This window comes from Enterobacter sp. AN-K1 (assembly GCF_020971765.1).
GTDB classification, from domain to species: domain Bacteria; phylum Pseudomonadota; class Gammaproteobacteria; order Enterobacterales; family Enterobacteriaceae; genus Enterobacter; species Enterobacter hormaechei_C.
In genome coordinates, this window is record NZ_CP087390.1 from 1,377,106 (window position 1) to 1,400,293 (window position 23,188).

23 protein-coding genes and 1 other RNA gene are annotated in these 23,188 nt (G+C 57.5%); 11 read left to right on the forward strand and 13 right to left on the reverse strand.

The features are described from left to right. Positions 1 to 13: 13 nt before the first annotated feature. Entirely contained in the window at positions 14 to 535 is a 522-nt protein-coding gene (fldB, locus tag LOC22_RS06610) for a flavodoxin FldB (protein ID WP_015571793.1), read from the forward strand. Between the two features lies 1 nt (position 536). On the opposite strand, the gene LOC22_RS06615 is transcribed toward fldB, so the two are convergent. Continuing rightward, entirely contained in the window at positions 537 to 947 is a 411-nt protein-coding gene (locus LOC22_RS06615; protein ID WP_017382887.1) for a protein YgfX, read from the reverse strand. Beyond that, the gene (gene sdhE / locus LOC22_RS06620; protein ID WP_003863437.1) at positions 928 to 1,194 is read right to left on the reverse strand and encodes an FAD assembly factor SdhE; all 267 of its coding nucleotides are present in this window, start codon (positions 1,192 to 1,194) and stop codon (positions 928 to 930) included. Before sdhE ends, LOC22_RS06615 begins: the two co-directional genes overlap by 20 nt. A gap of 294 nt (positions 1,195 to 1,488) precedes the next feature. Between sdhE and ygfZ the strand changes: the two genes are divergently transcribed. After that, the gene (ygfZ, locus tag LOC22_RS06625; protein ID WP_017692714.1) at positions 1,489 to 2,469 is read left to right on the forward strand and encodes a tRNA-modifying protein YgfZ; all 981 of its coding nucleotides are present in this window, start codon (positions 1,489 to 1,491) and stop codon (positions 2,467 to 2,469) included. A 111-nt stretch (positions 2,470 to 2,580) separates the two neighbouring features. On the opposite strand, the gene trhA is transcribed toward ygfZ, so the two are convergent. Next, positions 2,581 to 3,240 (reverse strand): PAQR family membrane homeostasis protein TrhA, encoded by a 660-nt coding sequence (gene trhA / locus LOC22_RS06630; protein ID WP_003863433.1) that lies wholly within the window; start codon positions 3,238 to 3,240, stop codon positions 2,581 to 2,583. 266 nt (positions 3,241 to 3,506) lie between these two features. On the opposite strand from trhA, the gene LOC22_RS06635 reads away from it, so the two are divergent. The 6 genes from LOC22_RS06635 (at position 3,507) to LOC22_RS06660 (ending at position 9,424) form a co-directional block, all read left to right on the forward strand. Next, a complete protein-coding gene (locus LOC22_RS06635) occupies positions 3,507 to 4,238 on the forward strand; it encodes a MurR/RpiR family transcriptional regulator (RefSeq protein WP_015571796.1) in 732 nt (243 codons plus the stop codon). A gap of 116 nt (positions 4,239 to 4,354) precedes the next feature. Further along, on the forward strand, positions 4,355 to 5,788 hold the full coding sequence (gene bglA, locus LOC22_RS06640) for a 6-phospho-beta-glucosidase BglA (RefSeq protein WP_045356743.1): 1,434 nt from the start codon (positions 4,355 to 4,357) through the stop codon (positions 5,786 to 5,788). 124 nt (positions 5,789 to 5,912) lie between these two features. Continuing rightward, positions 5,913 to 6,272, forward strand: a complete 360-nt coding sequence (locus LOC22_RS06645) for a hypothetical protein (RefSeq protein ID WP_003863427.1) — start codon at positions 5,913 to 5,915, stop codon at positions 6,270 to 6,272. A gap of 48 nt (positions 6,273 to 6,320) precedes the next feature. Further along, the gene (locus LOC22_RS06650; protein ID WP_230239441.1) at positions 6,321 to 8,330 is read left to right on the forward strand and encodes a protein-disulfide reductase DsbD family protein; all 2,010 of its coding nucleotides are present in this window, start codon (positions 6,321 to 6,323) and stop codon (positions 8,328 to 8,330) included. A 1-nt stretch (position 8,331) separates the two neighbouring features. Further along, positions 8,332 to 8,934 carry a DsbA family protein gene (locus LOC22_RS06655; protein WP_045141943.1) on the forward strand — a complete coding sequence of 201 codons (603 nt, stop codon included), beginning with the start codon at positions 8,332 to 8,334 and terminating at the stop codon, positions 8,932 to 8,934. Next, positions 8,924 to 9,424, forward strand: coding sequence for a protein disulfide oxidoreductase (locus LOC22_RS06660; protein ID WP_045327259.1), 501 nt, complete (start codon positions 8,924 to 8,926; stop codon positions 9,422 to 9,424). The genes LOC22_RS06655 and LOC22_RS06660 overlap by 11 nt, the downstream gene beginning before the upstream one ends. 2 nt (positions 9,425 to 9,426) lie before the next feature. Here the strand turns inward: LOC22_RS06660 and LOC22_RS06665 are convergent, their stop codons facing one another. The 8 genes from LOC22_RS06665 to LOC22_RS06700 all read right to left on the reverse strand — a co-directional run bounded on the left by LOC22_RS06665 (position 9,427) and on the right by LOC22_RS06700 (position 19,460). Continuing rightward, positions 9,427 to 10,170: an SDR family oxidoreductase gene (locus LOC22_RS06665; RefSeq protein WP_045327261.1), complete on the reverse strand. Its 744-nt coding sequence runs from the start codon at positions 10,168 to 10,170 to the stop codon at positions 9,427 to 9,429. A gap of 70 nt (positions 10,171 to 10,240) precedes the next feature. Next, positions 10,241 to 13,114 carry an aminomethyl-transferring glycine dehydrogenase gene (gene gcvP, locus LOC22_RS06670; protein ID WP_015571799.1) on the reverse strand — a complete coding sequence of 958 codons (2,874 nt, stop codon included), beginning with the start codon at positions 13,112 to 13,114 and terminating at the stop codon, positions 10,241 to 10,243. 127 nt (positions 13,115 to 13,241) lie between these two features. Beyond that, positions 13,242 to 13,631: a glycine cleavage system protein GcvH gene (gcvH, locus tag LOC22_RS06675; protein ID WP_006811885.1), complete on the reverse strand. Its 390-nt coding sequence runs from the start codon at positions 13,629 to 13,631 to the stop codon at positions 13,242 to 13,244. Between the two features lie 23 nt (positions 13,632 to 13,654). Continuing rightward, positions 13,655 to 14,749: a glycine cleavage system aminomethyltransferase GcvT gene (gene gcvT / locus LOC22_RS06680; protein ID WP_003860107.1), complete on the reverse strand. Its 1,095-nt coding sequence runs from the start codon at positions 14,747 to 14,749 to the stop codon at positions 13,655 to 13,657. A gap of 397 nt (positions 14,750 to 15,146) precedes the next feature. Then, positions 15,147 to 16,349, reverse strand: coding sequence for an FAD-dependent 2-octaprenylphenol hydroxylase (gene ubiI, locus LOC22_RS06685; RefSeq protein ID WP_017382899.1), 1,203 nt, complete (start codon positions 16,347 to 16,349; stop codon positions 15,147 to 15,149). A gap of 12 nt (positions 16,350 to 16,361) precedes the next feature. Continuing rightward, entirely contained in the window at positions 16,362 to 17,540 is a 1,179-nt protein-coding gene (gene ubiH / locus LOC22_RS06690; RefSeq protein WP_045327263.1) for a 2-octaprenyl-6-methoxyphenyl hydroxylase, read from the reverse strand. Further along, positions 17,537 to 18,850: a Xaa-Pro aminopeptidase gene (gene pepP, locus LOC22_RS06695; RefSeq protein ID WP_026094261.1), complete on the reverse strand. Its 1,314-nt coding sequence runs from the start codon at positions 18,848 to 18,850 to the stop codon at positions 17,537 to 17,539. Before pepP ends, ubiH begins: the two co-directional genes overlap by 4 nt. 31 nt (positions 18,851 to 18,881) lie before the next feature. Beyond that, positions 18,882 to 19,460 carry a YecA family protein gene (locus tag LOC22_RS06700; protein ID WP_003860099.1) on the reverse strand — a complete coding sequence of 193 codons (579 nt, stop codon included), beginning with the start codon at positions 19,458 to 19,460 and terminating at the stop codon, positions 18,882 to 18,884. Between the two features lie 167 nt (positions 19,461 to 19,627). Between LOC22_RS06700 and zapA the strand changes: the two genes are divergently transcribed. The 3 genes from zapA to LOC22_RS06715 all read left to right on the forward strand — a co-directional run bounded on the left by zapA (position 19,628) and on the right by LOC22_RS06715 (position 20,803). Beyond that, on the forward strand, positions 19,628 to 19,957 hold the full coding sequence (gene zapA, locus LOC22_RS06705; protein ID WP_003860096.1) for a cell division protein ZapA: 330 nt from the start codon (positions 19,628 to 19,630) through the stop codon (positions 19,955 to 19,957). A gap of 41 nt (positions 19,958 to 19,998) precedes the next feature. Then, positions 19,999 to 20,182: non-coding RNA, 6S RNA (gene ssrS / locus LOC22_RS06710), on the forward strand. Positions 20,183 to 20,206: 24 nt separating this feature from the next. After that, entirely contained in the window at positions 20,207 to 20,803 is a 597-nt protein-coding gene (locus tag LOC22_RS06715; protein ID WP_017692706.1) for a 5-formyltetrahydrofolate cyclo-ligase, read from the forward strand. 154 nt (positions 20,804 to 20,957) lie between these two features. Here the strand turns inward: LOC22_RS06715 and serA are convergent, their stop codons facing one another. Next, a complete protein-coding gene (gene serA / locus LOC22_RS06720) occupies positions 20,958 to 22,190 on the reverse strand; it encodes a phosphoglycerate dehydrogenase (RefSeq protein WP_017692705.1) in 1,233 nt (410 codons plus the stop codon). Positions 22,191 to 22,456: 266 nt separating this feature from the next. Beyond that, positions 22,457 to 23,116, reverse strand: coding sequence for a ribose-5-phosphate isomerase RpiA (rpiA, locus tag LOC22_RS06725; RefSeq protein WP_003860091.1), 660 nt, complete (start codon positions 23,114 to 23,116; stop codon positions 22,457 to 22,459). Positions 23,117 to 23,188 lie beyond the last annotated feature (72 nt).

Sequence of the window (23,188 nt, forward strand, 5' to 3'; positions counted from 1 at the left end):
AGATAGTTACGCGATGAATATTGGTCTGTTCTATGGTTCCAGCACCTGCTACACCGAAATGGCGGCGGAGAAAATTCGTGACATCATTGGCCCGGAACTGGTGACGCTGCATAACCTGAAAGATGACGCGGTTGCCTTGATGGAGCAGTACGATGTGCTGATTCTGGGTATCCCTACCTGGGACTTTGGTGAGATTCAGGAAGACTGGGAAGCCATCTGGGATCAGCTCGATTCAGTCAATTTTGAAGGCAAAATCATTGCGATGTACGGCATGGGCGACCAGTTGGGCTACGGGGAGTGGTTCCTTGACGCACTCGGCATGCTGCACGACAAACTGGCGCCAAAGGGCGCGACCTTTATCGGCTACTGGCCTACGGAAGGCTATGAGTTCACCAGTCAAAAACCGATTATTGCCGACGGTCAGCTGTTTGTCGGGCTCGCGCTGGATGAAACCAACCAGTACGATCTTAGCGACGAGCGCCTCCAGAGCTGGTGCGAGCAGATTCTGGGTGAGATGGCCGAGCAGTTCAGCTGATTTACTCCTGCGTCGGCTGTTGCACGATCAACCGGCGCAGATCTCGCCACTCCGCAGGATCCATACTGTCTGCGGCCAGCCACAGGTGCTGGCGACGGTTATCCTCGACCCGACGCAGCCGTAGCATCATCCCGGTATTAAGCATCCACGGCGTCCCCATCATCTCCCACTCTTTTCCCTGCCAGCGCAGGCGAGAATCCATCAGCAGCTTAATTTCACCCTGACGGGCGTTGATTCGACGCTGGCTGCGCACGCTGTCAAACACCACAAACGACAGCAATAGCAACCACAGAGGGGTATAGCTAAGCGGCCACGGCACCAATAACACCAGTGCCGCCACCAGCCCGTGGAGCAGTAAGGACATCCACTGTGAGCGCCACGAGACGCGAAGATCAGATTGCCACAGGACCACGTTCCTGATTCCGTGTTTGAATTAATTGCACCATCCGTTGCAACTCGGTGTCGGCGGGCTTGCCGTGATTCATCAGCCAGTTGAATAAATCCGGATCGTCAGACTCAAGCAGACGGACAAACAGGCGCTTATCGTCATCGCTTAAGCTGTCGTACTCATACTCGAAGAAAGGCATGATGGAGATATCAAGTTCACGCATGCCGCGACGGCACGCCCAGTGAATACGGGCCTTGTTGTTAATATCCATGTTCTGTTTCCTGCATTACGTTTGGCACAGTCGGTATCCCGTTTGGTATTCATTATTGCTCTCCGGGAACACCTGCTAGTGTAACGTGTTTTTGACCGTTTCTTTACTGGAATATTGCGAACCTCGAGCAGGCTCCCTGAATAATCCTTATAAAGACAGCGGATTACACTATTTTGCGTAGCGCCACGCATAACCGCGTAATGGCACGAATGGCCTGCTGAAAGCGCTTGCATTGAATACAGTCTCTTTTACCATTAGGTATTATCAAAGCGTTAAGCAATTCAGGACATCACTATGGCATTTACACCATTTTCTCCTCGCCAGCCCGCCGCCTCTGCGCGTCTGCCGCTGACGCTGATTACTCTTGATGACTGGGCACTGGCGACACTGACTGGTGCGGACAGTGAAAAATACCTGCAAGGCCAGGTCACGGCGGACGTGGCGCAGTTGACTGAGCACCAGCATCTGCTGGCCGCGCATTGCGATCCAAAAGGCAAAATGTGGAGCAACCTGCGTCTGTTCCGCCGTCAGGACGGATTCGCCTTTATTGAGCGCCGCAGCCTGCGTGACGCCCAGCTTAAAGAGCTGAAAAAATACGCGGTCTTTTCTAAAGTCACCATCGCCCCGGACGATGAACACGTTCTGCTGGGGGTCGCGGGTTTCCAGGCGCGTGCAGCGCTGAAAAACCTGTTTGCCGAGCTGCCGGATGCTAAAAAACAGCTGGTCAGCGAGGGAGCGACCTCCATTCTGTGGTTCGAACACCCGGCGGAGCGCTTCCTGCTGGTAACCGACGAAGCAACGGCGGAACGCGTCACTGACGCCCTGCGCGGTGAAGCACAGCTCAACAACAGCCAGCAGTGGCTGGCGCTGAACATCGAAGCGGGCCTGCCGGTGATTGACGCGGCAAACAGCGCGCAGTTTATCCCGCAGGCGACAAACATCCAGGCGCTGGGTGGTATCAGCTTTAAGAAGGGCTGCTACACCGGTCAGGAAATGGTGGCGCGTGCGAAATTCCGCGGCGCGAACAAACGCGCCCTGTGGACGCTGGCTGGTCACGCCAGCCGTGTGCCGGAAGCGGGTGAAGATCTTGAGATGAAGATGGGCGAAAACTGGCGCCGTACCGGCACCGTGTTAGCCGCCGTCCAGCTCGATGATGGCCGCCTGCTGGTGCAGGTTGTCATGAATAATGATATGGAGCCCGACAGCGTGTTCCGCGTGCGGGATGATGCAAACACGCTCAGCATTGAGCCGCTGCCGTATTCACTGGAAGATTGATGCTGTATCGCCCGGTGGCGCTGCGCTTACCGGGCCTACGGTGTTGATATTCTCCCTCTCCCTGTGGGAGAGGGTCGGGGTGAGGGCATCAGACCGCACCTTACAAAAAAACTACACCTGCCCAACATACAGATAAATTGCCAGGAAGTGGCACACGCTGCCGCCCAGCACAAAGCCGTGCCAGATGGCATGGTTGTACGGAATACGCTTGCAGACGTAGAAAATAACGCCCAGCGAGTAGACCACCCCGCCCACCGCCAGAAGCGTCACGCCCCCCACCGCCAGCTTAATGGCTAACTGATACACCACAATCAGCGACAGCCAGCCCATTGTCAGATAGGTAACCAGCGACAACACTTTAAACCGGTGCGCAATAGTCAGCTTAAACAGGATCCCCAGCAGCGCCAGGCTCCAGATCACAATCATCAGGCCACGCGACAGCGGTGAGTTGAGCCCCACCAGCAAAAACGGCGTATAGGTACCCGCAATAAGAAGATAGATAGCGCAGTGGTCAAATTTCTTGAGCCATATCTTCGCCCGTTGATGCGGAATAGCGTGATACAGCGTTGAGGCCAGGAAAAGCAGGATCATACTCCCGCCATACAGACTGTAGCTGGTAATGGCCATCGCGCTGGCGTTGGTATCCACTGCCTGTACCAGCAATAACACTAAGCCGACAATCCCAAAAACCAGGCCAATGCCGTGGCTTATACTGTTGGCTACTTCCTCAGCCAGCGAATATCCCTGTGCGATTAATGGTCTGCTCACCATACTTAACTCCGGGAAAACAAAAGATGATTATTCATCGCCAGTCTATGCTAACTGAGAATGATTCCAGTGAACACCTGTTAGCTAAAATAAATCCACATTCAAGATTTATCCTTACAAATCAGCATAATGTAAAAACAATCCACCGCACAGGTGTAAATGATTTCATTAACATCTAAGTAATCAAGGAGATAAATCCGTCTCCCGCCCTTCGTCATCATGGTATGCTTCAGGAATAGTGTCCGACAGCGAGTTTAGCCATTGTGAGTATGTTCAGCCATTCCGCCATTGCCAGCCTCAACAATCTGGAAATGATGGTCTACAACTATGTCATTAAGAACCGCGATAAAGTGATGTACATGACCATCCGCGAGCTGGCGGATGCGGCGGGCGTTTCCACTACCACTATCCTGCGCTTCTGCCGCAAGCTCAACTGCGATGGTTACTCGGAATTTCGGGTGCGCTTTAAACTCTATCTGGAGCAGAACGAGCCGCAGCAGGCGAATTTTGGTGCCAGTGAAATCATCAGCTTCTTTAAAAGCGTAAATAACGAAGAGTTTGATGCGCTATTAGATAACGCCGTCGATATTATTTTATCATCTGAACGAATTATTTTTGTCGGTGCGGGCACCTCCGGATCGCTGGCAAAATATGGCGCACGTTTCTTTTCAAATATCGGGAAATTCAGCAACCATATCGACGATCCTTATTTCCCGGTCACTAACGATATGGCTAAAAATGCGCTGGCTATTGTACTCTCCGTCTCCGGCGAAACCGAGGAGATCCTGCGCTTCGCCAGCCAGTTCAGCCTGCACCACTGCAAGGTGCTCTCAGTCACCAGCCACGAACATTCACGTCTCGCAAAGCTGGCGGACTTTAACCTCTCCTGGCACGTCCCGCAAACGCGCATTGGCGGCGTTTACGACATCACCACGCAAATTCCCGTCATCTATATTCTGGAATCATTAGGCCGGAAACTGGCGAAGAAATTAACAGAATAAAACATCCTGTTTTTTTGATGTGACAAATTACAATTTCCGCAAAATGTTATATCGTGACATTTAATTCCGCTTTGCTAGACTCGAAATCAATAAGTCCTGAATTGAGAATAGCAAAGATGAAAAAACTCACCTTACCGAAAGATTTTTTATGGGGCGGCGCGGTAGCGGCGCACCAGGTTGAAGGCGGCTGGAACAAAGGCGGCAAAGGGCCAAGCATCTGCGACGTGCTCACCGGCGGCGCACACGGCGTTCCGCGAGAAATCACGCAGGAAGTGATTGAAGGCAAATATTACCCCAACCACGAAGCCGTCGACTTCTACGGCCATTACAAAGAAGACATCAGGCTGTTTGCCGAGATGGGCTTCAAATGTTTCCGTACCTCCATCGCCTGGACGCGCATCTTCCCGAAAGGCGACGAAACTCAGCCAAACGAAGAGGGGCTGAAGTTTTACGACGACATGTTCGATGAACTGCTGAAGTACAACATCGAGCCGGTGATCACCCTCTCCCACTTTGAAATGCCGCTGCACCTCGTTCAGGAATATGGCGGATGGACCAACCGTAAAGTGGTCGATTTCTTTGTGCGCTTCTCGGAAGTGGTATTTGAGCGCTACAAAAATAAGGTCAAATACTGGATGACCTTCAACGAAATCAACAACCAGCGCAACTGGCGTGCGCCGCTGTTCGGCTACTGCTGCTCTGGCGTGGTCTATACCGAGCACGACAACCCGGAAGAGACCATGTACCAGGTGCTGCACCACCAGTTCGTGGCCAGCGCGCTGGCGGTGAAAGCCGCACGCCGCATTAACCCGGAAATGAAAGTCGGATGCATGCTGGCGATGGTGGCGCTCTATCCGTACTCCTGCAAGCCAGAAGATGTCATGTTCGCTCAGGAATCCATGCGCGAGCGCTACGTCTTTACCGACGTACAGCTGCGCGGCTACTACCCGTCTTACGTGCTGAACGAGTGGGAACGCCGTGGCTTCTCCATCAAAATGGAAGCGGGCGACGGGCAGATCCTGCGTGAAGGCACCTGTGATTACTTAGGTTTCAGCTATTACATGACCAACGCGGTCAAAGCGGAAGGCGGTACCGGTGACGCCATTTCCGGCTTCGAGGGCAGCGTGCCGAACCCACACGTCAAGGCGTCCGACTGGGGCTGGCAGATTGATCCGGTAGGCCTGCGCTATTCGCTGTGCGAACTGTACGAACGTTATCAGAAGCCGCTGTTTATCGTGGAAAATGGTTTCGGCGCCTACGACACCGTGGAAGAGGACGGCAGCATCAACGATGACTATCGCATCGACTACCTGCGCGCCCACGTGGAAGAGATGATGAAGGCGGTGACCTGGGATGGCGTGGATCTGATGGGCTACACGCCGTGGGGCTGCATCGACTGCGTCTCCTTCACCACCGGCCAGTACAGTAAGCGCTACGGCTTTATCTACGTCAACAAGCACGACGACGGTACCGGTGACATGTCCCGCTCCCGTAAGAAGAGCTTTGAGTGGTATAAAACCGTCATTGCCAGCAACGGCGAAACGCTGTAATGGCTCGCCCTCTCTGCAAGCGGAGAGGGCAAACCGCTTATCTTCCAGACACTTCTTTACAGCTTTTGCGTTGCCAAAATATGTTCGCCCGATAATATAGGCGTCCTGAATATTTGAGGCGAACATGATCAAGCGACAACGCAACGCTATCCTGCTTGTAGCCCTGGCCTGCCTGGTGGTGCTGATATGCACCGCCCAGCGGATGGCCGGGATGCACGCGCTTGTCATGAACGTCACCGCCACGAGCCAGTCTGTCCAGCAGGGGCAGGAGAGTACCGACGCACCGGTAACCCCGTGTGAGCTTAGCGCCAAGTCGCTGATGTCGGTCCCGCCTGTTTTGTTTGAAGGCGCCCTGATTGCCGTCACCCTGCTGCTGGCGTTGCTGGCAGCCAGTCCACCGCGCCGCGAACGGCAGTGGCCTCCCCGCGTTATCTCCCCGCCCCGGTTAAGGGTGCATCTGCGATTATGCGTCTTCCGTGAATGAACCTTCGCCTGTTACTTCAGGTTAATTCATCATTTACGGAGAAAATTTATGTTTACTGTATTCAGGCGACTGCTGGTCTGCCTGCTTTGGCTATGGCTGCCCCTCAGCCAGGCTGCCGACAGCGGCTGGCTGCGCGCCGCCGATAATCAGCACGCCAGCGTCAGGTTGCGTGCGCAACCCGAAAGCACTGGCGAAACCCGCCTGCTGCTGGACGTCGCCCTGCAAAAAGGCTGGAAAACCTACTGGCGCTCGCCGGGTGAAGGCGGCGTCGCACCCGCGATTAAATGGCATCAGCCCGTCGAGGCGATCTGGCGCTGGCCTGTGCCGCAGCGTTTCGACGTCGCGGGCATCACCACGCAGGGCTACCACGGCGATGTCAGCTTTCCCATCACTCTGCGGGGCGACGTCCCGAAGATCCTGAGCGGCGTACTGACGCTCTCCACCTGTAGCAACGTCTGTATTCTTACCGACTACCCGTTTTCGCTGAACATGACCGCATCCGCAGGCGCCGGTTTTGATTACGATTTCAGTCGGGCCATGGGCACCCTTCCGCTCAGCGGCGGGTTGACCTCAACGCTTAACGCCACCTATGCCCCCGGCAAGCTGACCGTAACGGCGCAGCGTGACGCAGGCTGGCAGGCGCTGTCCCTGTTTATCGACGGTATGGATGATGTTGATTTCGGCAAACCGGCCCTCACCGTGCGCGGTGACTCGCTGGTCGCCACCGTGCCCGTGACGGACAGCTGGGGCGAGGCCGCGCCCAACCTCAGCGGCAAAACCCTGTCGCTGGTTCTGGCCGATAGCGGGCAGGCACAGGAGTCCAGCCTGAGCATTCAGCCGGGGAACGCCGCGCCGACGCTCTCGTTAGGCTGGGTGCTGCTGATGGCGATGGCGGGCGGTCTGATCCTTAACGTCATGCCCTGCGTACTGCCCGTGCTGGCCATGAAGCTGGGCACGCTGATGCAAACCGAACGGCAGGCGCGGGGTCAGGTACGCCGACAGTTTCTTGCGTCGGTAGCCGGGATCGTGATCTCGTTCCTCGCGCTGGCGCTGATGATGACGGTTTTACGCTTAGGCAATCAGGCGCTCGGCTGGGGGATCCAGTTCCAGAATCCGTGGTTTATTGGCGCGATGGCGCTGGTGATGGTGCTTTTCAGCGCCAGCCTGCTGGGGTTGTTTGAAATCCGTCTCCCTTCCGGCGCCAGCACCTTCCTCGCCACGCGCGGCGGCAATGGGCTTGCGGGTCATTTCTGGCAAGGCGCGTTTGCCACGCTGCTGGCAACGCCCTGCACCGCGCCGTTCCTGGGGACGGCGGTCTCGGTCGCGCTGGCGGCGCCGCTCCCCCTGCTGTGGGGGATCTTCCTGGCGATGGGTATCGGCATGAGCCTGCCGTGGCTGCTGGTGGCGGCCTGGCCGGGGCTGGCCCAGCGGTTGCCGCGTCCGGGACGCTGGATGAACGTCGTACGCGTAGTGCTGGGGATGATGATGCTCGGCTCATCGCTGTGGCTGCTGAGCCTGCTGACGGTGCACATTGGCAGCCTGCCCGTCATCACACTGGGCGTGTTCCTGATCCTTACGCTGCTGCTGGTCACCGCCTGGCGCTACCGCTGGCAAACGGCACTGCGCGCCGGGGTATTAGCTGTAGTGGTGGCCGGGGCGGTCGCGTTTGTATCCGGTTCCGGCGGCGAGGGTTCCCGCCGCGATCGTATTCACTGGCAGCCGCTCAGCGAGCAGGCCATTGCCCGCGCGCTGGCGGAGAACAAACGGGTGTTCGTCGACGTGACCGCCGACTGGTGCGTGACCTGTAAAGCCAATAAATACAACGTGCTGCTGCGCGACGACGTGCAGGATGCGCTCTCCTCCCCGGACGTTGTCGCCCTGCGCGGCGACTGGAGCCGCCCCTCAGATACCATCAGCCAGTTCTTAACCACGCGCGGCAGCGCCGCCGTACCGTTTAACCAGATCTACGGACCGGGATTACCGCAGGGCCACGTGCTGCCTGCGTTGTTAAGCCGCGAAGCGGTGCTGAGCACCCTGTCCGATGCAAAAGGAAAATAACATGAGAGCCTTCGTTGCCTTACTTCTGCTGTCGTTATCAACGTTCGGTTTCGCCGCACCTTCTGATGACGCTTCCAGCGACCAGCTGGCAAAACTGCTGTTTAACGACCCCAACAGCCCGCGAACCGGCGCGACATCGCCGAAGCTGACCATCGTCTCCTTCACTGACTACAACTGCCCGTATTGCAAGCAGTTCGACCCAATGCTTGAGAAAATCGTGCAGGAAAATCCCGACGTGCAGCTCATCGTCAAACTGCTGCCGTTCAAGGGACAAAGCTCGGTAAATGCCGCGAAAGCGGCACTCTCAACGTGGCAGCAGGCGCCGGATAAATTCTGGGCGCTCCACCAGCGGCTGATGATGAAAAAGGGCTATCACGATGACGCCAGCATCGCCGCCGCGAAGGTAAAGACCGGAACGGACAGCATTAAAACGGATGATAAAACCATGGACAGCCTAAAGATGAACCTCATCCTGGCGCAGGTGCTGAATATTCAGGGTACCCCGGCGACCATTATCGGCGACCAGATGGTGGCGGGCGCAATCCCGTATGACGACCTGGAGGGGCTGGTCAAAGAACAGCTGGCAAACGCCCGTGGCAAGTAAGCTTCCGCGCCTGCTGCGCGAGCTGGGCGTGTGGCTGCTGATTGGCGTAGCCGTGAGCCTGGCGGTGGACTATTTCCGCCAGCCCGCGCTGCCGCAGAATTTCTCCGCGACGGCACTGCACACCCTCGACGGTCAGCCCGTCGATCTTATCGCCATGAGTAAGGAGCGACCGCTGCTGGTCTACGTCTGGGCGACATGGTGCGGCGTCTGCCGCTACACCACGCCGTCGGTGGCGGCGCTTTCCGCGGACGGGGGTAACGTGATGTCGGTTGCGCTGCGCTCGGGCAATAACGCGACGCTCGAAACCTGGATGAGGAAGAAGAAGGCGATGATGCCCACGGTCAACGACGCCAGCGGAGAACTGGCGCGTAAGTGGGATGTTAAGGTGACGCCAACGCTGGTGGTGATCTCTCACGGTGAAGTGAAGTCGATCACCACCGGCTGGACCAGCGGCTGGGGAATGCGCCTGCGGCTGTGGCTGGCGTCGTAGCGTTACTTCCCGCCAGCCAGCTCCAGGAAGCTACCGGTGACATAGGAGGCTTTGTCGCTCAGCAGCCAGACAATGGCCTGGGCGACCTCCACCGGCTGACCGCCACGCTGCATCGGTAACATCGACTTCACCCGATCCACACGCCCCGGCTCGCCGCCGGAGGCGTGAATATCGGTATAAATCAGGCCTGGCCGCACGCCGTTAACGCGAATGCCCTGCGCCGCCACCTCCAGCGCGAGGCCGGTGGTCAGGGAATCCACCGCCCCTTTTGAGGCGGCATAATCCACATATTCCCCCGGCGCGCCCAGCCGTGATGCCGCCGAGGAGACATTCACAATCGCGCCGCCCTTGCCGCCGTGTTTATGCGACATGCGCTTAACCGCTTCACGGCAACAGAGAAAATAGCCGGTGACGTTGGTAGCCAGCACGCGGTTAATACGTTCAGCGGAGAGGTTTTCGATCGTGGATTGTTCAAACAAAATCCCGGCGTTGTTCACCAGCGCGGCGAGCGGCTCACCTTCGCGATCGATGCTGTCGAACATCGCCATCACCTGCGCTTCATCGCTGATGTCCGCGCGCACGGCAAAGGCTTTACCACCCGCGTCCACGATCTGATTAATGACGTCCGTCGCGGCTTTGATGTTGTGATGAAAATTCACCGCAACGGTGTAGCCTTCGCTTGCCAGCTGTAGCGCGGTGGCTTTACCAATACCCCGGCTGGCGCCGGTGACCAGTGCAATTGCCATTCTTTTCTCCCAATAAAAAAGCCGGGTGGCGGCTTCGCCTTACCCGGCCTACGTTACTACAGGAACAACGTTACTGGTATTCGCTCATCGGTACGCAGGAGCAGAACAGGTTACGGTCGCCGTAAACATCATCAAGACGTTTCACGGTTGGCCAGTATTTGTTTGCCACACCTGCCGGGAAGACAGCCAGCTCGCGGGTATAACCGTGGTTCCACTCTGCCACCAGTTCATTCTGTGTATGCGGCGCGTTCACCAGCGGGTTATCTTCCAGCGTCCACTCCGCGCCTTTCACGCGGTCGATTTCGCTGCGGATCGCCAGCATGGCGTCGATAAAGCGATCCAGTTCCACCTTGCTTTCAGATTCGGTCGGCTCAACCATCAGCGTTCCCGCAACCGGGAAGGACATGGTTGGCGCGTGGAAGCCGTAGTCGATCAGGCGCTTGGCAATATCCAGCTCGCTGATGCCCGTCTCTTCTTTCAGAGGACGAATATCGAGGATGCATTCGTGCGCCACGCGACCGTCGCGGCCGGTATAGAGCACCGGATAGGCGTCCTTCAGACGCGTTGCGATGTAGTTGGCGTTGAGGATCGCCACCTGGCTGGCCTGCTTCAGCCCTTCCGCGCCCATCATGCGGATGTACATCCAGCTGATTGGCAGGATAGAGGCGCTGCCGAACGGTGCCGCGGAGACTGCGCCCTGACGGGTCAGCATGCCTTCAATCTGCACCACGCTGTGGCCCGGCACAAACGGTGCCAGGTGCGCCTTCACGCCGATAGGACCCATGCCCGGGCCGCCACCGCCGTGCGGAATGCAGAACGTTTTATGCAGGTTCAGGTGCGACACATCCGCGCCAATAAAGCCCGGAGAGGTGATGCCCACCTGGGCGTTCATGTTTGCGCCGTCGAGGTAAACCTGGCCGCCGAACTGATGCACCACATCACACACTTCACGGATAGTTTCTTCGTACACGCCGTGGGTGGATGGGTAGGTCACCATGATGCAGGAGAGTTTGTCGCCCGCCTGCTCGGCTTTGGCGCGCAGGTCGGCCAGATCGATGTTGCCGTTTTTGTCGCACGCCACAACCACCACTTCCATTCCTGCCATCTGGGCAGAAGCCGGGTTGGTACCGTGGGCAGAGCTTGGGATCAGGCAGATATCACGGTGGCCTTCATTGCGGCTTTCGTGATAGTGACGGATCGCCAGCAGACCAGCGTATTCACCCTGCGCACCGGAGTTCGGCTGCATGCAGAGCGCGTCGTACCCGGTCAGCTTCACCAGCCAGTCGGAGAGCTGGTTGATCATCATGTGATAACCTTCCGCCTGCTCAGCCGGGCAGAACGGGTGTAGCTCAGAGAATTCAGGCCAGGTAATTGGGATCATCTCAGCCGCGGCGTTCAGCTTCATGGTGCAGGAGCCCAGCGGGATCATCGCCTGGTTCAGCGCCAGATCTTTACGTTCCAGAGAGTGCATGTAACGCATCATCTCGGTTTCGCTGTGATAGCGGTTGAACACCGGGTGAGTCAGGATCGCGTCGTCGCGCAGCATGCTTTCCTGAATGGAGCGGCTGTCGAGCGCAACCTCTTTGTCGAGCGTATCAACGTCCAGACCGTGTGCGTCACCCAGCAATACGTTGAACAGGGTCAGGATATCGTCACGGGTGGTGCTTTCGTCCAGCGTAATGCCGACCGCATTGTGAATGTCGCTGCGCAGGTTGATTTGCGCTGCCTCGGCGCGCGCCAGCACGGCCGCTTTGTCTGCCACCTCGACGCACAGGGTATCGAAATAGTGTTCATGACGCAGTCTGAGACCTTTCTGTTGCAGACCGCAGGCCAGGATATCGGCCAGACGGTGGATGCGGCTGGCAATACGTTTCAGGCCAGCCGGACCGTGGAACACCGCGTACAGGCTGGCAATGTTAGCCAGCAGCACCTGCGAGGTACAGATGTTGGAGTTCGCTTTCTCGCGGCGGATATGCTGCTCGCGGGTCTGCATCGCCATGCGCAGCGCGGTGTTACCGGCGGCATCTTTCGATACGCCGATAATACGGCCTGGCATGGAACGTTTAAATTCATCTTTCGCGCCAAAGAACGCCGCGTGCGGGCCGCCGTAGCCCATCGGCACGCCGAAACGCTGAGCTGAGCCGAAGACAATATCCGCGCCCTGTTTGCCTGGCGCCGTCAGCAGCACCAGCGCCATAAAATCAGCGGCGACGCTAACAATAACCTTACGGGATTTCAGCTCGGCGATCAGTGCGCCGTAGTCGTGCACTTCCCCGGTGGTGCCCACCTGCTGCAACAGCACGCCGAAGACGTCCTGGTGATCCAGCACTTTTTCAGCGTCGTCGACAATCACCTCAAAGCCGAAGGTTTCCGCACGGGTGCGCACCACGTCCAGCGTCTGGGGATGCACGTCCGCCGCCACGAAGAAGCGGTTGGCGTTTTTCAGCTTGCTCACGCGCTTCGCCATCGCCATCGCTTCGGCGGCGGCGGTGGCTTCGTCCAGCAGCGAGGCAGAGGCGATATCCATACCGGTCAGATCCAGCGTCACCTGCTGGAAGTTCAGCAGCGCTTCCAGACGGCCCTGGGAGACTTCTGGCTGATACGGGGTATAAGCGGTGTACCAGCCCGGGTTTTCCAGCATATTACGCAGGATCACCGGCGGTAACTGCACGTTGGTGTAGCCCATGCCAATGTAAGACTTATAGCGCTTGTTAAGGCCGGCGATGGCCTTCAGCTCCGCCAGCGCGGCGAACTCCGTCGTGGACTCGCCTACCTGCGGCGGCGTAGCAAGCTGGATGTCTTTTGGCACGATCTGGCCGATCAGTGCGTTTAATGAATCCGCGCCAACTGTCTTCAGCATCTCCTGCTGTTGCTGAGCATCCGGCCCAATGTGACGTTCAATGAAAGCGCCACGGTTTTCAAGCTGGCTTAAAGTCTGTGTCATGAGCGATGGTTCCTGAAACGTGCAGTGAATCGTAGTTATCTGTAACGCTGTTGCCCGGTGGCGCTAACGCTTACCGGGCCTACGTTGACCTGTAGGCCGGATAAGCGCAGCGCCATCCGGCACAACGTTATTCGTCTTCCAGTAGTGCTTCGTACGCGGTCGCATCCAGCAGCGCGGCAACCTGCGCTTCGTCGCTGGCTTTGATCTTGAAGATCCAGCCGCCTTCATACGGTTCGCTGTTGACCAGCTCCGGGGAGTCGCTCAGCGCGTCGTTCACGGCAACAATTTCACCGCTCACCGGGGCGTAGATGTCAGAGGCCGCTTTAACGGATTCCGCCACCGCACAGTCGTCGCCTGCGCTCACGGTTGCGCCCACTTCCGGCAGGTCAACAAACACCATGTCGCCCAGCAGCTCCTGCGCGTGCTCGGTGATCCCAACGGTGTAAGTGCCGTCCGCCTCTTTGCGCAGCCACTCGTGTTCTTTGCTGTATTTCAGTTCTGCTGGCACATTGCTCATTGAAGTTCTCCTGATAAAAATAGTTAGGCGACCGGCTTACCGGCGCGAACAAAAATCGGTTTGGTCACGTTGACCGGCATTTCGCGGTTGCGGATCTGCACCACCGCCGTTTCGCCAATCCCCGCCGGCACGCGTGCCAGGGCAATACTGTAGCCGAGCGTCGGGGAGAACGTTCCGCTGGTGATCACGCCTTCGCGATGATTGCCATCGGCATCGGTGAAGCGCACCGGCAGCTCGCCGCGCAGAACGCCTTTTTCTTTCATCACCAGGCCGACCAGCTGTTCAGTGCCCTTCTCGCGCTGCATCTCCAGCGCTTCACGACCAATAAAATCACGGTCAGCCGGTTCCCAGGCGATGGTCCAGCCCATATTGGCCGCCAGCGGAGAGACGCCTTCGTCCATCTCCTGACCGTAGAGGTTCATCCCCGCTTCCAGACGCAGCGTATCGCGCGCGCCCAGGCCCGCAGGCTTCACGCCCGCCTCCACCAGCGCACGCCAGAAATCAGCGGCCTTCTCGTTTGGCATCGCAATTTCGTAGCCCGCTTCACCGGTGTAGCCGGTGGTGGCGATAAACAGATCCCCCGCCTGCACGCCGAAGAATGGCTTCATGCCTTCGGTGGCTTTGCGCTGCTCGTCGCTGAACAGAGACGCGGCTTTCGCCTGCGCGTTTGGCCCCTGCACCGCAATCAGCGAAAGATCGTCACGAACGGTGATGTCTATGGCGTAAGGTTCAGCGTGTTGGGAAATCCAGGAGAGGTCTTTTTCGCGGGTGGCGGAGTTTACAACGAGGCGGAAGAAATCTTCGGTGAAGTAGTAGACGATGAGGTCGTCAATCACGCCGCCCGAGGCATTCAGCATGCCGGTATAGAGCGCTTTGCCCGGCGTCTTCAGTTTGGCGACGTCATTTGCCAGCAGATAACGCAAAAACTCCCGGGTGCGGCTACCGCGCAGGTCGACAATCGTCATATGAGACACGTCGAACATACCGGCATCGGTGCGCACCGCGTGGTGCTCATCAATCTGCGAGCCGTAGTGCAGCGGCATCATCCAGCCGTGGAAGTCCACCATGCGGGCGCCGCACAACACGTGCTGTTCGTACAAAGGAGTCTGTTGAGCCATCTTTTCCTCGTTGAAAAATTCACCGTGAAACCCGGTGTCGGCCTCGCGATCGGGGGCCGACGCAAACGTTCTCTTTTACCTGAACTTACCACCGAAACCGGCGGTTAACCATAAGGTAAAACAGGTCATCACATTAGCTTATGACCAAAAATCGCTGAAAAGCCTACAGAGTTATTCACTGGGAAAATGCGATTAAACCCGCATAAAATTAACAATGATCTAACAGAATTTAGCAGATGGTGATATTTCGTGCGGAAAAACGGGCCGAATTTCCGTAACATAAAAATAGTTAGATTAGATTTTCTAATGCGAAAAATGACGTGAAATTAGATTATTTCAAACGAGGAAATTTCCCCGGCGCGGAGGCCGGGAAAATAAAGTGTGACGGGGATCGAGATTAACGTAACCAGTCGGGAAGATCGTTGAGGCCCATTGCCTGACGAAGAAGCTGCGGTTTTACGCCGGGAAGGGTGTCGGCCAGTTTGAGGCCAATATCGCGCAGCAGTTTTTTCGCCGGATTCGCTCCGGCAAACAGCTCGCGGAAGCCCTGCATTCCCGCCAGCATCATCGCCGCACTGTGTTTGCGGCTGCGCTCGTAGCGACGCAGATACAGATGCTGACCAATATCTTTGCCTTCCCGATGCAGACGACGCAGCTCTTCAACCAGCTCAGCCGCGTCCATAAAGCCGAGGTTCACCCCCTGCCCGGCCAGCGGATGAATGGTATGCGCCGCATCCCCCACCAGCGCCAGACGGTGCGCGGCAAACTGACGCGCGTAGCGACCGGTTAACGGAAACGTCTGGCGTTCGCTTTCAAGCGTGCACAGGCCCAGACGGTTATCAAACGCCACGCATAGCGCCTGACTGAAGGCATCCGGCGTCGCCTCCTGCATCTGCTGCGCTTTCTCCGGCTCTAAGGACCAGACGATGGAGCAGAGATGCGGATCGGCAAGCGGCAGGAAGGCCAGAATGCCGTCGTTGTGGAAAATCTGCCGCGCCACGCCGCCGTGCGGCTCTTCGGTGCGGATTGTGGCCACCAACGCGTGATGGCGGTAATCCCAGAAGGTCAGCGGAATATCCGCTTTGTTACGCAGCCAGGAATTGGCGCCGTCGGCACCCACCACCAGACGCGCGGTCAGCATGTCGCCACTTTCAAGAGTGATAAACGCGTCGTTTTCGCCCCACGCCACCTGCTGGAGTTTCGCCGGTGCGATCAGCGTGACGTCGCTGCACTGCTGTGCTTTCTGCCACAGCGCGTGGTGGATCACCGCGTTTTCAACGATGTGTCCAAGGTGGCTATAGCCCATGCTTTCATCGTCAAACGCGATATGGCCGAAACTGTCTTTGTCCCACACTTCCATGCCATGGTAACAGCTGGCACGCAGCGCCACGATTTCAGACCAGACGCCAAGGTGCGTCAGTAGCTTTTCGCTGGCGGCATTGATCGCCGAGACGCGCAGCTCCGGCGGTGCATCCTGCGCCACAGGCTGCGGCGCTTTTTGCTCAAGCACGGCCACGCGCAGGCCGCTGCCCTGTAAACCACAGGCCAGCGCCAGTCCTACCATTCCGCCACCCACAATGGCGACATCAACATTTTGCACGGTCAATACTCCTTAACGCGCGACCCAACCCAGGGTCCGCTGCGCCAGCACGTCACGTGCCGGAATGAACAGTTCCATCGCCATCAGCCCAAGGTTGCGACCCGCAACCAGCGGTGCCCAGCGATTGGCAAACAGGTGGACTAAACCGTCGGTGACGCCAATGGTCGCCGCTTTGTCCGCCTGGCGTCGTTTCTGGTAATGGCTCAGCACCGAGTATGCGCCAAAATCCTGTTGTTCGCTCCACGTCCGGGCCAAGAGCTCTGCCAGGCTTATCACGTCACGGAGGCCAAGGTTGAAGCCTTGCCCGGCGATGGGGTGCAGCGTCTGCGCGGCGTTGCCGACCAGGGCGACGCGATGGGAGACAGTCTGCGATGCGGTCGTCAGCGCGAGCGGATAGGCCACGCGTTTTCCGGCATGGGTGATGCGCCCAAGCCGCCAGCCGAAAGCTTTTTGCAGCTCGGAACAAAAACGTTCGTCGGACCAGGAGAGAACCTCATCGGCCCGATCCTGCGCATGGCACCATACCAGCGAGCAGCGCCCGTTCGACATCGGCAGCATGGCCAGCGGGCCGTGCTCCGTGAAGCGCTCAAATGCCCTGCCGTTATGCGCGCCAGCCGTAGAGACGTTAGCGATGACCGCCGCCTGCCCATAGGGTTCAGAGCGCCATTCGACGCCGCACTGCGTGGCGATCGCGGAGCGTGAACCATCTGCCGCCACCAGCAGTTGCCCCTCCAGCGTGGTGCCGTTGTCCAGCGTCACGCTGACGGCCTCGTCACGGCGGGTAAAGCTGGCGACGCGCGCCGGACAGTGCAGCGTGACGCCAGGCGCGTCCTGTAACAGACGGAACAGCCGCAGCCCTACGTCATGCAGCTCGACAACCTGCCCCAGCGCCTCGATCCGGTAATCGTGGGCATCCAGCGTCACAAACCCGGCATGCCCGCGATCGCTGACGTGAACGGTGCCGATCGCCGTTGCGCAATCCGCTATCGCCTGCCAGATCCCAATACGCGCAAGCTGCTGACAGGTCCCCTGCGCCAGCGCGATAGCGCGGGCGTCGAAACCGGGATGATCGGCAGCCTGCGGCGCGACCGCCTCAACGAGATGCACCGGAAGCTGGCCCTGGGTTAACTGCGAAATAGCCAGCGCCAGAGTAGCGCCGGTCATGCCTCCGCCAACAATGATTACGCTCATTCGCGTGCCGCCGCCATCAGCGCCTCGATGTCGTCGGCTTTTTTCACCACGGTCGCGGTCAGGTTTTCGTTACCGGTTTCCGTGATGACGATGTCATCTTCAATACGAATGCCGATCCCGCGGTACTGTTCCGGCACGTCGGCATCCGGCGCGATGTACAGCCCCGGCTCAACGGTCAGCACCATGCCAGGCTCCAGCACGCGCGAACGTTCCGGACCGTATGCCCCGACGTCATGCACATCCAGCCCCAGCCAGTGGCTCAGGCCGTGCATAAAGTACGGACGATGGGCGTTTTCGGTTATAAGGGTGTCCACATCGCCTTTCAGAATGCCGAGCTTCACCAGCCCGGTAATCATGATGCGTACCACCTCGCCCGTAACCTCCTGAATGGAGGTGCCAGGGCGGAACAGCGTCAGCGCGGTCTCCAGAGACTCAAGCACGATGTCATAGATTTCACGCTGCGCGGTGGTGAATTTACCGTTCACCGGGAAGGTACGGGTGATGTCGCCCGCGTAACCCTGATATTCACAGCCAGCGTCAATCAGCACCAGATCGCCGTCGCGCAGTTCACTTTCGTTTTCGGTGTAGTGCAGAATGCAGCCATTTTCCCCGCCGCCTACGATGGTGTTATAGGACGGGAAGCGCGCACCGTGACGGTTAAATTCATGGTGAATTTCGCCTTCAAGCTGGTACTCGAACATACCGGGACGGCACTTTTCCATGGCGCGGGTATGCGCCAGGGCGCTGATTTCGCCCGCGCGGCGCATCACGTTCAGCTCTTCTTCAGACTTGAACAGGCGCATCTCATGCACCATCGGTCGCCAGTCCGTCAGGGTGGCGGGTGCAGACAAATTCTGACGTGAGCCTTTACGCAGCTTATCCAGCGCGGTGAAAACAATGTCATCCGCATACGCGTATTCGCCCTGGGCGTGATAGAGCACGTCCAGACCGTTCAGCAGTTGGTAGAGCTGCTGGTTGATTTCGCTGTAGGCCAGCGCGCGGTCCACGCCCAGTTTTTCTGGCGCCGCCTCCTGCCCTAAGCGGCGACCAAACCAGATTTCCGCGGTCAGATCGCGCACGCGGTTAAAAATCACGCTGTGGTTGTGGGTGTCATTGCTTTTAATCAGCACCAGTACCGCTTCCGGCTCGTTAAACCCGGTGAAGTACCAGAAATCACTGCTCTGGCGATAGGGGTATTCGCTGTCGGCGCTGCGCGTCACTTCCGGCGCGGCGAAAATCAGGGCAGCGCTTCCCGGCTGCATTTTTGCCAGCAGCGCCTGACGACGGCGAGAATACTCTTGACTGGAGATAACCATGACACCCTCCTGTGCGTTATTTTTCTTAGTGTAATGTTGGCTTGCGAACTTCCGGCGCGGTCGGCTGCGAGCGCGTAAAGTTGTCGTGGCACAGCAGAGACGCCACGCGCACGTACTCGATAATCTCTTCGAGAGACATCTCCAGCTCTTCCTGGTCTTCGTCTTCATCGTAGCCGAGTTGGGCGATGTTACGCAGATCGTCGATCGCTTCACCCGCTTCGCCGGTCACTTTATCCAGTTTAGGCTGGGTTACGCCCAGGCCAAGAAGATAGTGGTTTACCCAACCCGCGAGCGCATCAGCGCGATCGAAGACGCTGACATCGTCGCCTTCAGGCAGATAAAGCTGAAAAAGAAAGCCATCGTCTTCCAGGGAATCGCTGGTTGCGGCGTGCATTTTACGCAGCGCTTCCGCCAGTTCGTGGCCAAACGCCAGCCCTTCGTTGGTGAGGTCGTGGATCAGCGGCTGCCATGAGCTGTCGCTGTTTCCGCCGCACAGTATGCCGCTGATCAGACCGTGCATTTCGGCAGGGGTCAGACCGACTCCCTGCTGGTTCAGTAACTGGTTTAAATCCTTGTAACCAGGCATTTCGTTCTGTATAGACATACGCATTCGTCATCAAAGGGAGGATATTCATGATATGCTACCACTTTGGACCCTGGTGATACCAGAAAAGGGCTTGTATCTTCACATCAGGGTAGCTATAGTGTCGCCCCTTCGCAGCCCCCGGGGCAGTAAGCGAAGGCAGCGCAGTCAATCAGCAGGAAGGTGGCATGTCTGCACAACCCGTCGATCTCCAGATTTTTGGCCGTTCACTGCGAGTGAATTGTCCGCCTGAACAAAGGGATGCCTTGAATCAGGCTGCGGACGATTTGAATCAGCGGTTGCAAGATCTAAAAGAACGCACTAGAGTCACAAATACTGAGCAGCTGGTTTTCATCGCCGCGTTGAACATCAGCTATGAACTGACTCAGGAAAAAGCGAAGACCCGCGATTACGCGGCAAGCATGGAGCAGCGCATTAAAATGCTCCAGCAGACCATAGAACAGGCATTGCTTGATCAAGGTCGCAGTCCCGAAAGACCGGGACCAAAGTTTGAATAACACTTCTCAGTTGACTATGGTAGAGTAACTGTGAAGACAAAATTTCTCTGAGATGTTCGCAAGCGGGCCAGTCCCCTGAGCCGATATTTCATACCACAAGAATGTGGCGCTCCATGGTTGGTGAGCATGCTCGGTTCGTCCGAGAAGCCTTAAAACTATGACGACACATTCACCTTGAACCAAGGGTTCAAGGGTTACAGCCTGCGGCGGCATCTCGGAGATTCCCTCTCTTTTCTTCTACCGACTACCATGACTCAACTCCCTGAAGTTTCTGCTTCACGCCAGGACATCCGTCAGCTTATTCGCCAGCGTCGTCGCGCTCTAAGCGCCGAGCAACAGGCACAGTTTGCTCAGCAGGCCGCCGCCCGCATGATGGCCTATCCCCCTGTGGTGATGGCAAACACCGTCGCCCTGTTTCTCTCGTTTGATGGTGAGCTGGATACCCAACCGCTTATCGACCAGCTCTGGCGCGCCGGGAAAAAAGTTTACCTGCCGGTTCTGCATCCCTTTAGCCCGGGCAATCTGCTGTTTCTGCACTACCATCCGCACAGCGAGCTGGTGGTGAATCGTCTGAAAATCACCGAACCCAAACTCGACGTGCGCGACGTGCTCCCGCTTTCCGGGCTGGATGTGCTGATTACGCCGCTGGTGGCGTTTGACGAGCAGGGCCAGCGATTAGGCATGGGCGGGGGATTCTATGACAGGACGCTACAAAACTGGCAGCAGTACGGATTGCAGCCGGTGGGGTATGCGCATGATTGCCAGGGCGTGGAGGCATTACCCGTAGAGAAATGGGATGTGCCGTTGCCGGCGGTGGTGACGCCCAGTAAAACCTGGACCTGGTAGAACAAAGCCGGGTGGCGGCTACGCCTTACCCGGCCTACATAAATCCTCGAACATTGCAGGTCGGGTAAGCGTAAGCGCCACCCGACACACAGACCGCACGACAACTGTAGGTCGGGTAAGGCGTAGCCGCCACCCGACGCCACAGACCGCACCATCAGTACAACAGGCGCGCGCGAATCGTCCCCGGAATGGCCTTCATGCTCTGCAATGCTTTCTCGGCGATGTCTTCATCCGCTTCGATATCAATCACCACATAACCCATCTGCGAGTTAGTTTGCAGATACTGCGCGGCAATGTTAACACCCTGCTCAGCAAAGATCTGGTTGATGGCGGTCAGCACGCCAGGACGGTTTTCGTGGATGTGCAGCAGACGACGCCCACCGTGCAGCGGCAGAGACACCTCCGGGAAGTTCACCGCAGAGAGCGTTGAACCGTTGTCGGAATATTTGCTCAGCTTACCCGCCACTTCCAGGCCGATATTCTCCTGAGCTTCCTGAGTAGAACCGCCGATGTGCGGCGTCAGGATCACGTTGTCGAACTCGCACAGCGGAGAGGTGAACGGATCGCTGTTGGTGGCCGGTTCCGTCGGGAATACGTCAATCGCCGCACCCGCCAGATGCTTACGCTTCAGCGCGTCGCACAGCGCAGGAATGTCAACTACAGTGCCGCGCGCGGCGTTGATCAGCAGAGAGCCCGGCTTCATCAGCGCCAGCTCTTCCGCCCCCATCATGTTTTTGGTGGACGCATTTTCCGGCACGTGCAGACTGACCACGTCACTCATATTCAGCAGATCAGAGAGATGCTGCACCTGCGTCGCGTTACCCAGCGGCAGCTTGCTTTCGATATCGTAGAAAAACACGTGCATGCCGAGGGATTCCGCCAGAATACCGAGCTGCGTACCGATGTGGCCGTAACCGATAATCCCAAGCTTTTTACCACGCGCTTCGTAGGAGCCCGCGGCCAGCTTATTCCATACGCCACGGTGCGCTTTGGCGTTAGCTTCCGGAATGCCGCGAAGGAGCAGCAGCAGCTCGCCAATCACCAGCTCCGCCACGGAACGGGTGTTAGAGAACGGCGCGTTAAAGACCGGGATACCGCGTTTTGCGGCGGCATTCAGATCAACCTGGTTGGTGCCGATGCAGAAACAGCCAATCGCCACCAGCTTTTCCGCCGCAGCAATAACGTCTTCAGTCAGTTGGGTACGGGATCGCAGGCCAATGAAATGGGCATCACGGATGGACGCTTTCAGCTCTTCAGTGTCCAGCGCGCCTTTGTGAAATTCGATGTTGGTGTAGCCTGCTGCGCGAAGGCTATCGAGCGCTTTCTGGTGCACGCCTTCAACCAGCAGGAATTTAATCTTGTCTTTCTCCAGTGATACCTTTGCCATTTACCCGACCCTGTTTTTATCTGAACTGATGTTGTGCTGGATATAAATCCCGTGCAGCCAACATATCAAAAAAAACTATTGCAGCAATATGAACGTTTGCGTCGGCACTCTGAAGAAAAGTCATACAGAGCAAAATGGCAGAGGAAAATGCTGCGGATAATTACGAACGTGGCAGGATCGGCAAAAGAGGCGGAAAAACGTGACACAAGTCACCGAATTTAGCTTTTCAAAATTTTTTTAGCGGGGGGAGCGCTCCCCCCGTCAGATCATTTTACGATGGTTTTTACACCGTCAGCCGTGCCGATCAGCGCCACGTCCGCGCCACGGTTGGCAAATAACCCTACGGTAACGACGCCTGGAATGCCGTTGATCGCATTTTCCAGCGCAATGGCATCGAGGATCTCAAGGCCATGAACGTCGAGGATCACGTTGCCGTTGTCGGTCACCACACCCTGACGGTATTCCGGACGACCACCCAGCTTCACCAGTTGACGTGCCACGGCGCTGCGCGCCATCGGGATCACTTCGACCGGCAGCGGGAAATTCCCCAGAATGTCGACCTGCTTGGAGGCGTCCGCGATGCAGATGAACTTATCCGCCACGGAAGCGATGATTTTTTCGCGGGTCAGCGCCGCGCCACCGCCTTTGATCATCTGCATGTGGCCGTTGATTTCATCCGCGCCATCAACGTAAATGCCCAGACGGTCCACTTCGTTGAGGTCGAAAACGGTAATGCCGAGGCTTTTCAGCTTTTCCGTGGAAGCATCGGAGCTGGAAACCGCGCCCTCGATCTGCCCCTTCATCGTGCCCAGCGCATCGATAAAGTGCGCCGCCGTCGACCCCGTACCAACACCGACAATGGTACCCGGCTGTACGTACTGGAGAGCGGCCCATCCTACTGCTTTTTTCAGTTCATCCTGCGTCATGATCGTTTTGCCTGTGGTGTGAAAACTCAGGGCGCATTATAGAACACGTCGAATGGATTTCGTCTGCCACGA

Bases quoted from the DNA above. Each gene is read 5' to 3' on its own strand.
- LOC22_RS06645 (WP_003863427.1), top strand. From the start codon at position 5,913: ATGATCAAGCGACAACGCAACGCTATCCTGCTTGTAGCCCTGGCCTGC.
- trhA (WP_003863433.1), bottom strand. From the start codon at position 3,240: ATGGTGAGCAGACCATTAATCGCACAGGGATATTCGCTGGCTGAGGAA.
- ubiH (WP_045327263.1), bottom strand. From the start codon at position 17,540: ATGAGCGTAATCATTGTTGGCGGAGGCATGACCGGCGCTACTCTGGCG.
- serA (WP_017692705.1), bottom strand. From the start codon at position 22,190: ATGGCAAAGGTATCACTGGAGAAAGACAAGATTAAATTCCTGCTGGTT.
- sdhE (WP_003863437.1), bottom strand. From the start codon at position 1,194: ATGGATATTAACAACAAGGCCCGTATTCACTGGGCGTGCCGTCGCGGC.
- LOC22_RS06635 (WP_015571796.1), top strand. From the start codon at position 3,507: ATGTTCAGCCATTCCGCCATTGCCAGCCTCAACAATCTGGAAATGATG.
- gcvH (WP_006811885.1), bottom strand. From the start codon at position 13,631: ATGAGCAATGTGCCAGCAGAACTGAAATACAGCAAAGAACACGAGTGG.
- LOC22_RS06650 (WP_230239441.1), top strand. From the start codon at position 6,321: ATGTTTACTGTATTCAGGCGACTGCTGGTCTGCCTGCTTTGGCTATGG.
- gcvT (WP_003860107.1), bottom strand. From the start codon at position 14,749: ATGGCTCAACAGACTCCTTTGTACGAACAGCACGTGTTGTGCGGCGCC.
- gcvP (WP_015571799.1), bottom strand. From the start codon at position 13,114: ATGACACAGACTTTAAGCCAGCTTGAAAACCGTGGCGCTTTCATTGAA.
- LOC22_RS06665 (WP_045327261.1), bottom strand. From the start codon at position 10,170: ATGGCAATTGCACTGGTCACCGGCGCCAGCCGGGGTATTGGTAAAGCC.
- LOC22_RS06715 (WP_017692706.1), top strand. From the start codon at position 20,207: ATGACTCAACTCCCTGAAGTTTCTGCTTCACGCCAGGACATCCGTCAG.
- bglA (WP_045356743.1), top strand. From the start codon at position 4,355: ATGAAAAAACTCACCTTACCGAAAGATTTTTTATGGGGCGGCGCGGTA.
- LOC22_RS06655 (WP_045141943.1), top strand. From the start codon at position 8,332: ATGAGAGCCTTCGTTGCCTTACTTCTGCTGTCGTTATCAACGTTCGGT.
- zapA (WP_003860096.1), top strand. From the start codon at position 19,628: ATGTCTGCACAACCCGTCGATCTCCAGATTTTTGGCCGTTCACTGCGA.
- ygfZ (WP_017692714.1), top strand. From the start codon at position 1,489: ATGGCATTTACACCATTTTCTCCTCGCCAGCCCGCCGCCTCTGCGCGT.
- LOC22_RS06700 (WP_003860099.1), bottom strand. From the start codon at position 19,460: ATGTCTATACAGAACGAAATGCCTGGTTACAAGGATTTAAACCAGTTA.
- fldB (WP_015571793.1), top strand. From the start codon at position 14: ATGAATATTGGTCTGTTCTATGGTTCCAGCACCTGCTACACCGAAATG.
- rpiA (WP_003860091.1), bottom strand. From the start codon at position 23,116: ATGACGCAGGATGAACTGAAAAAAGCAGTAGGATGGGCCGCTCTCCAG.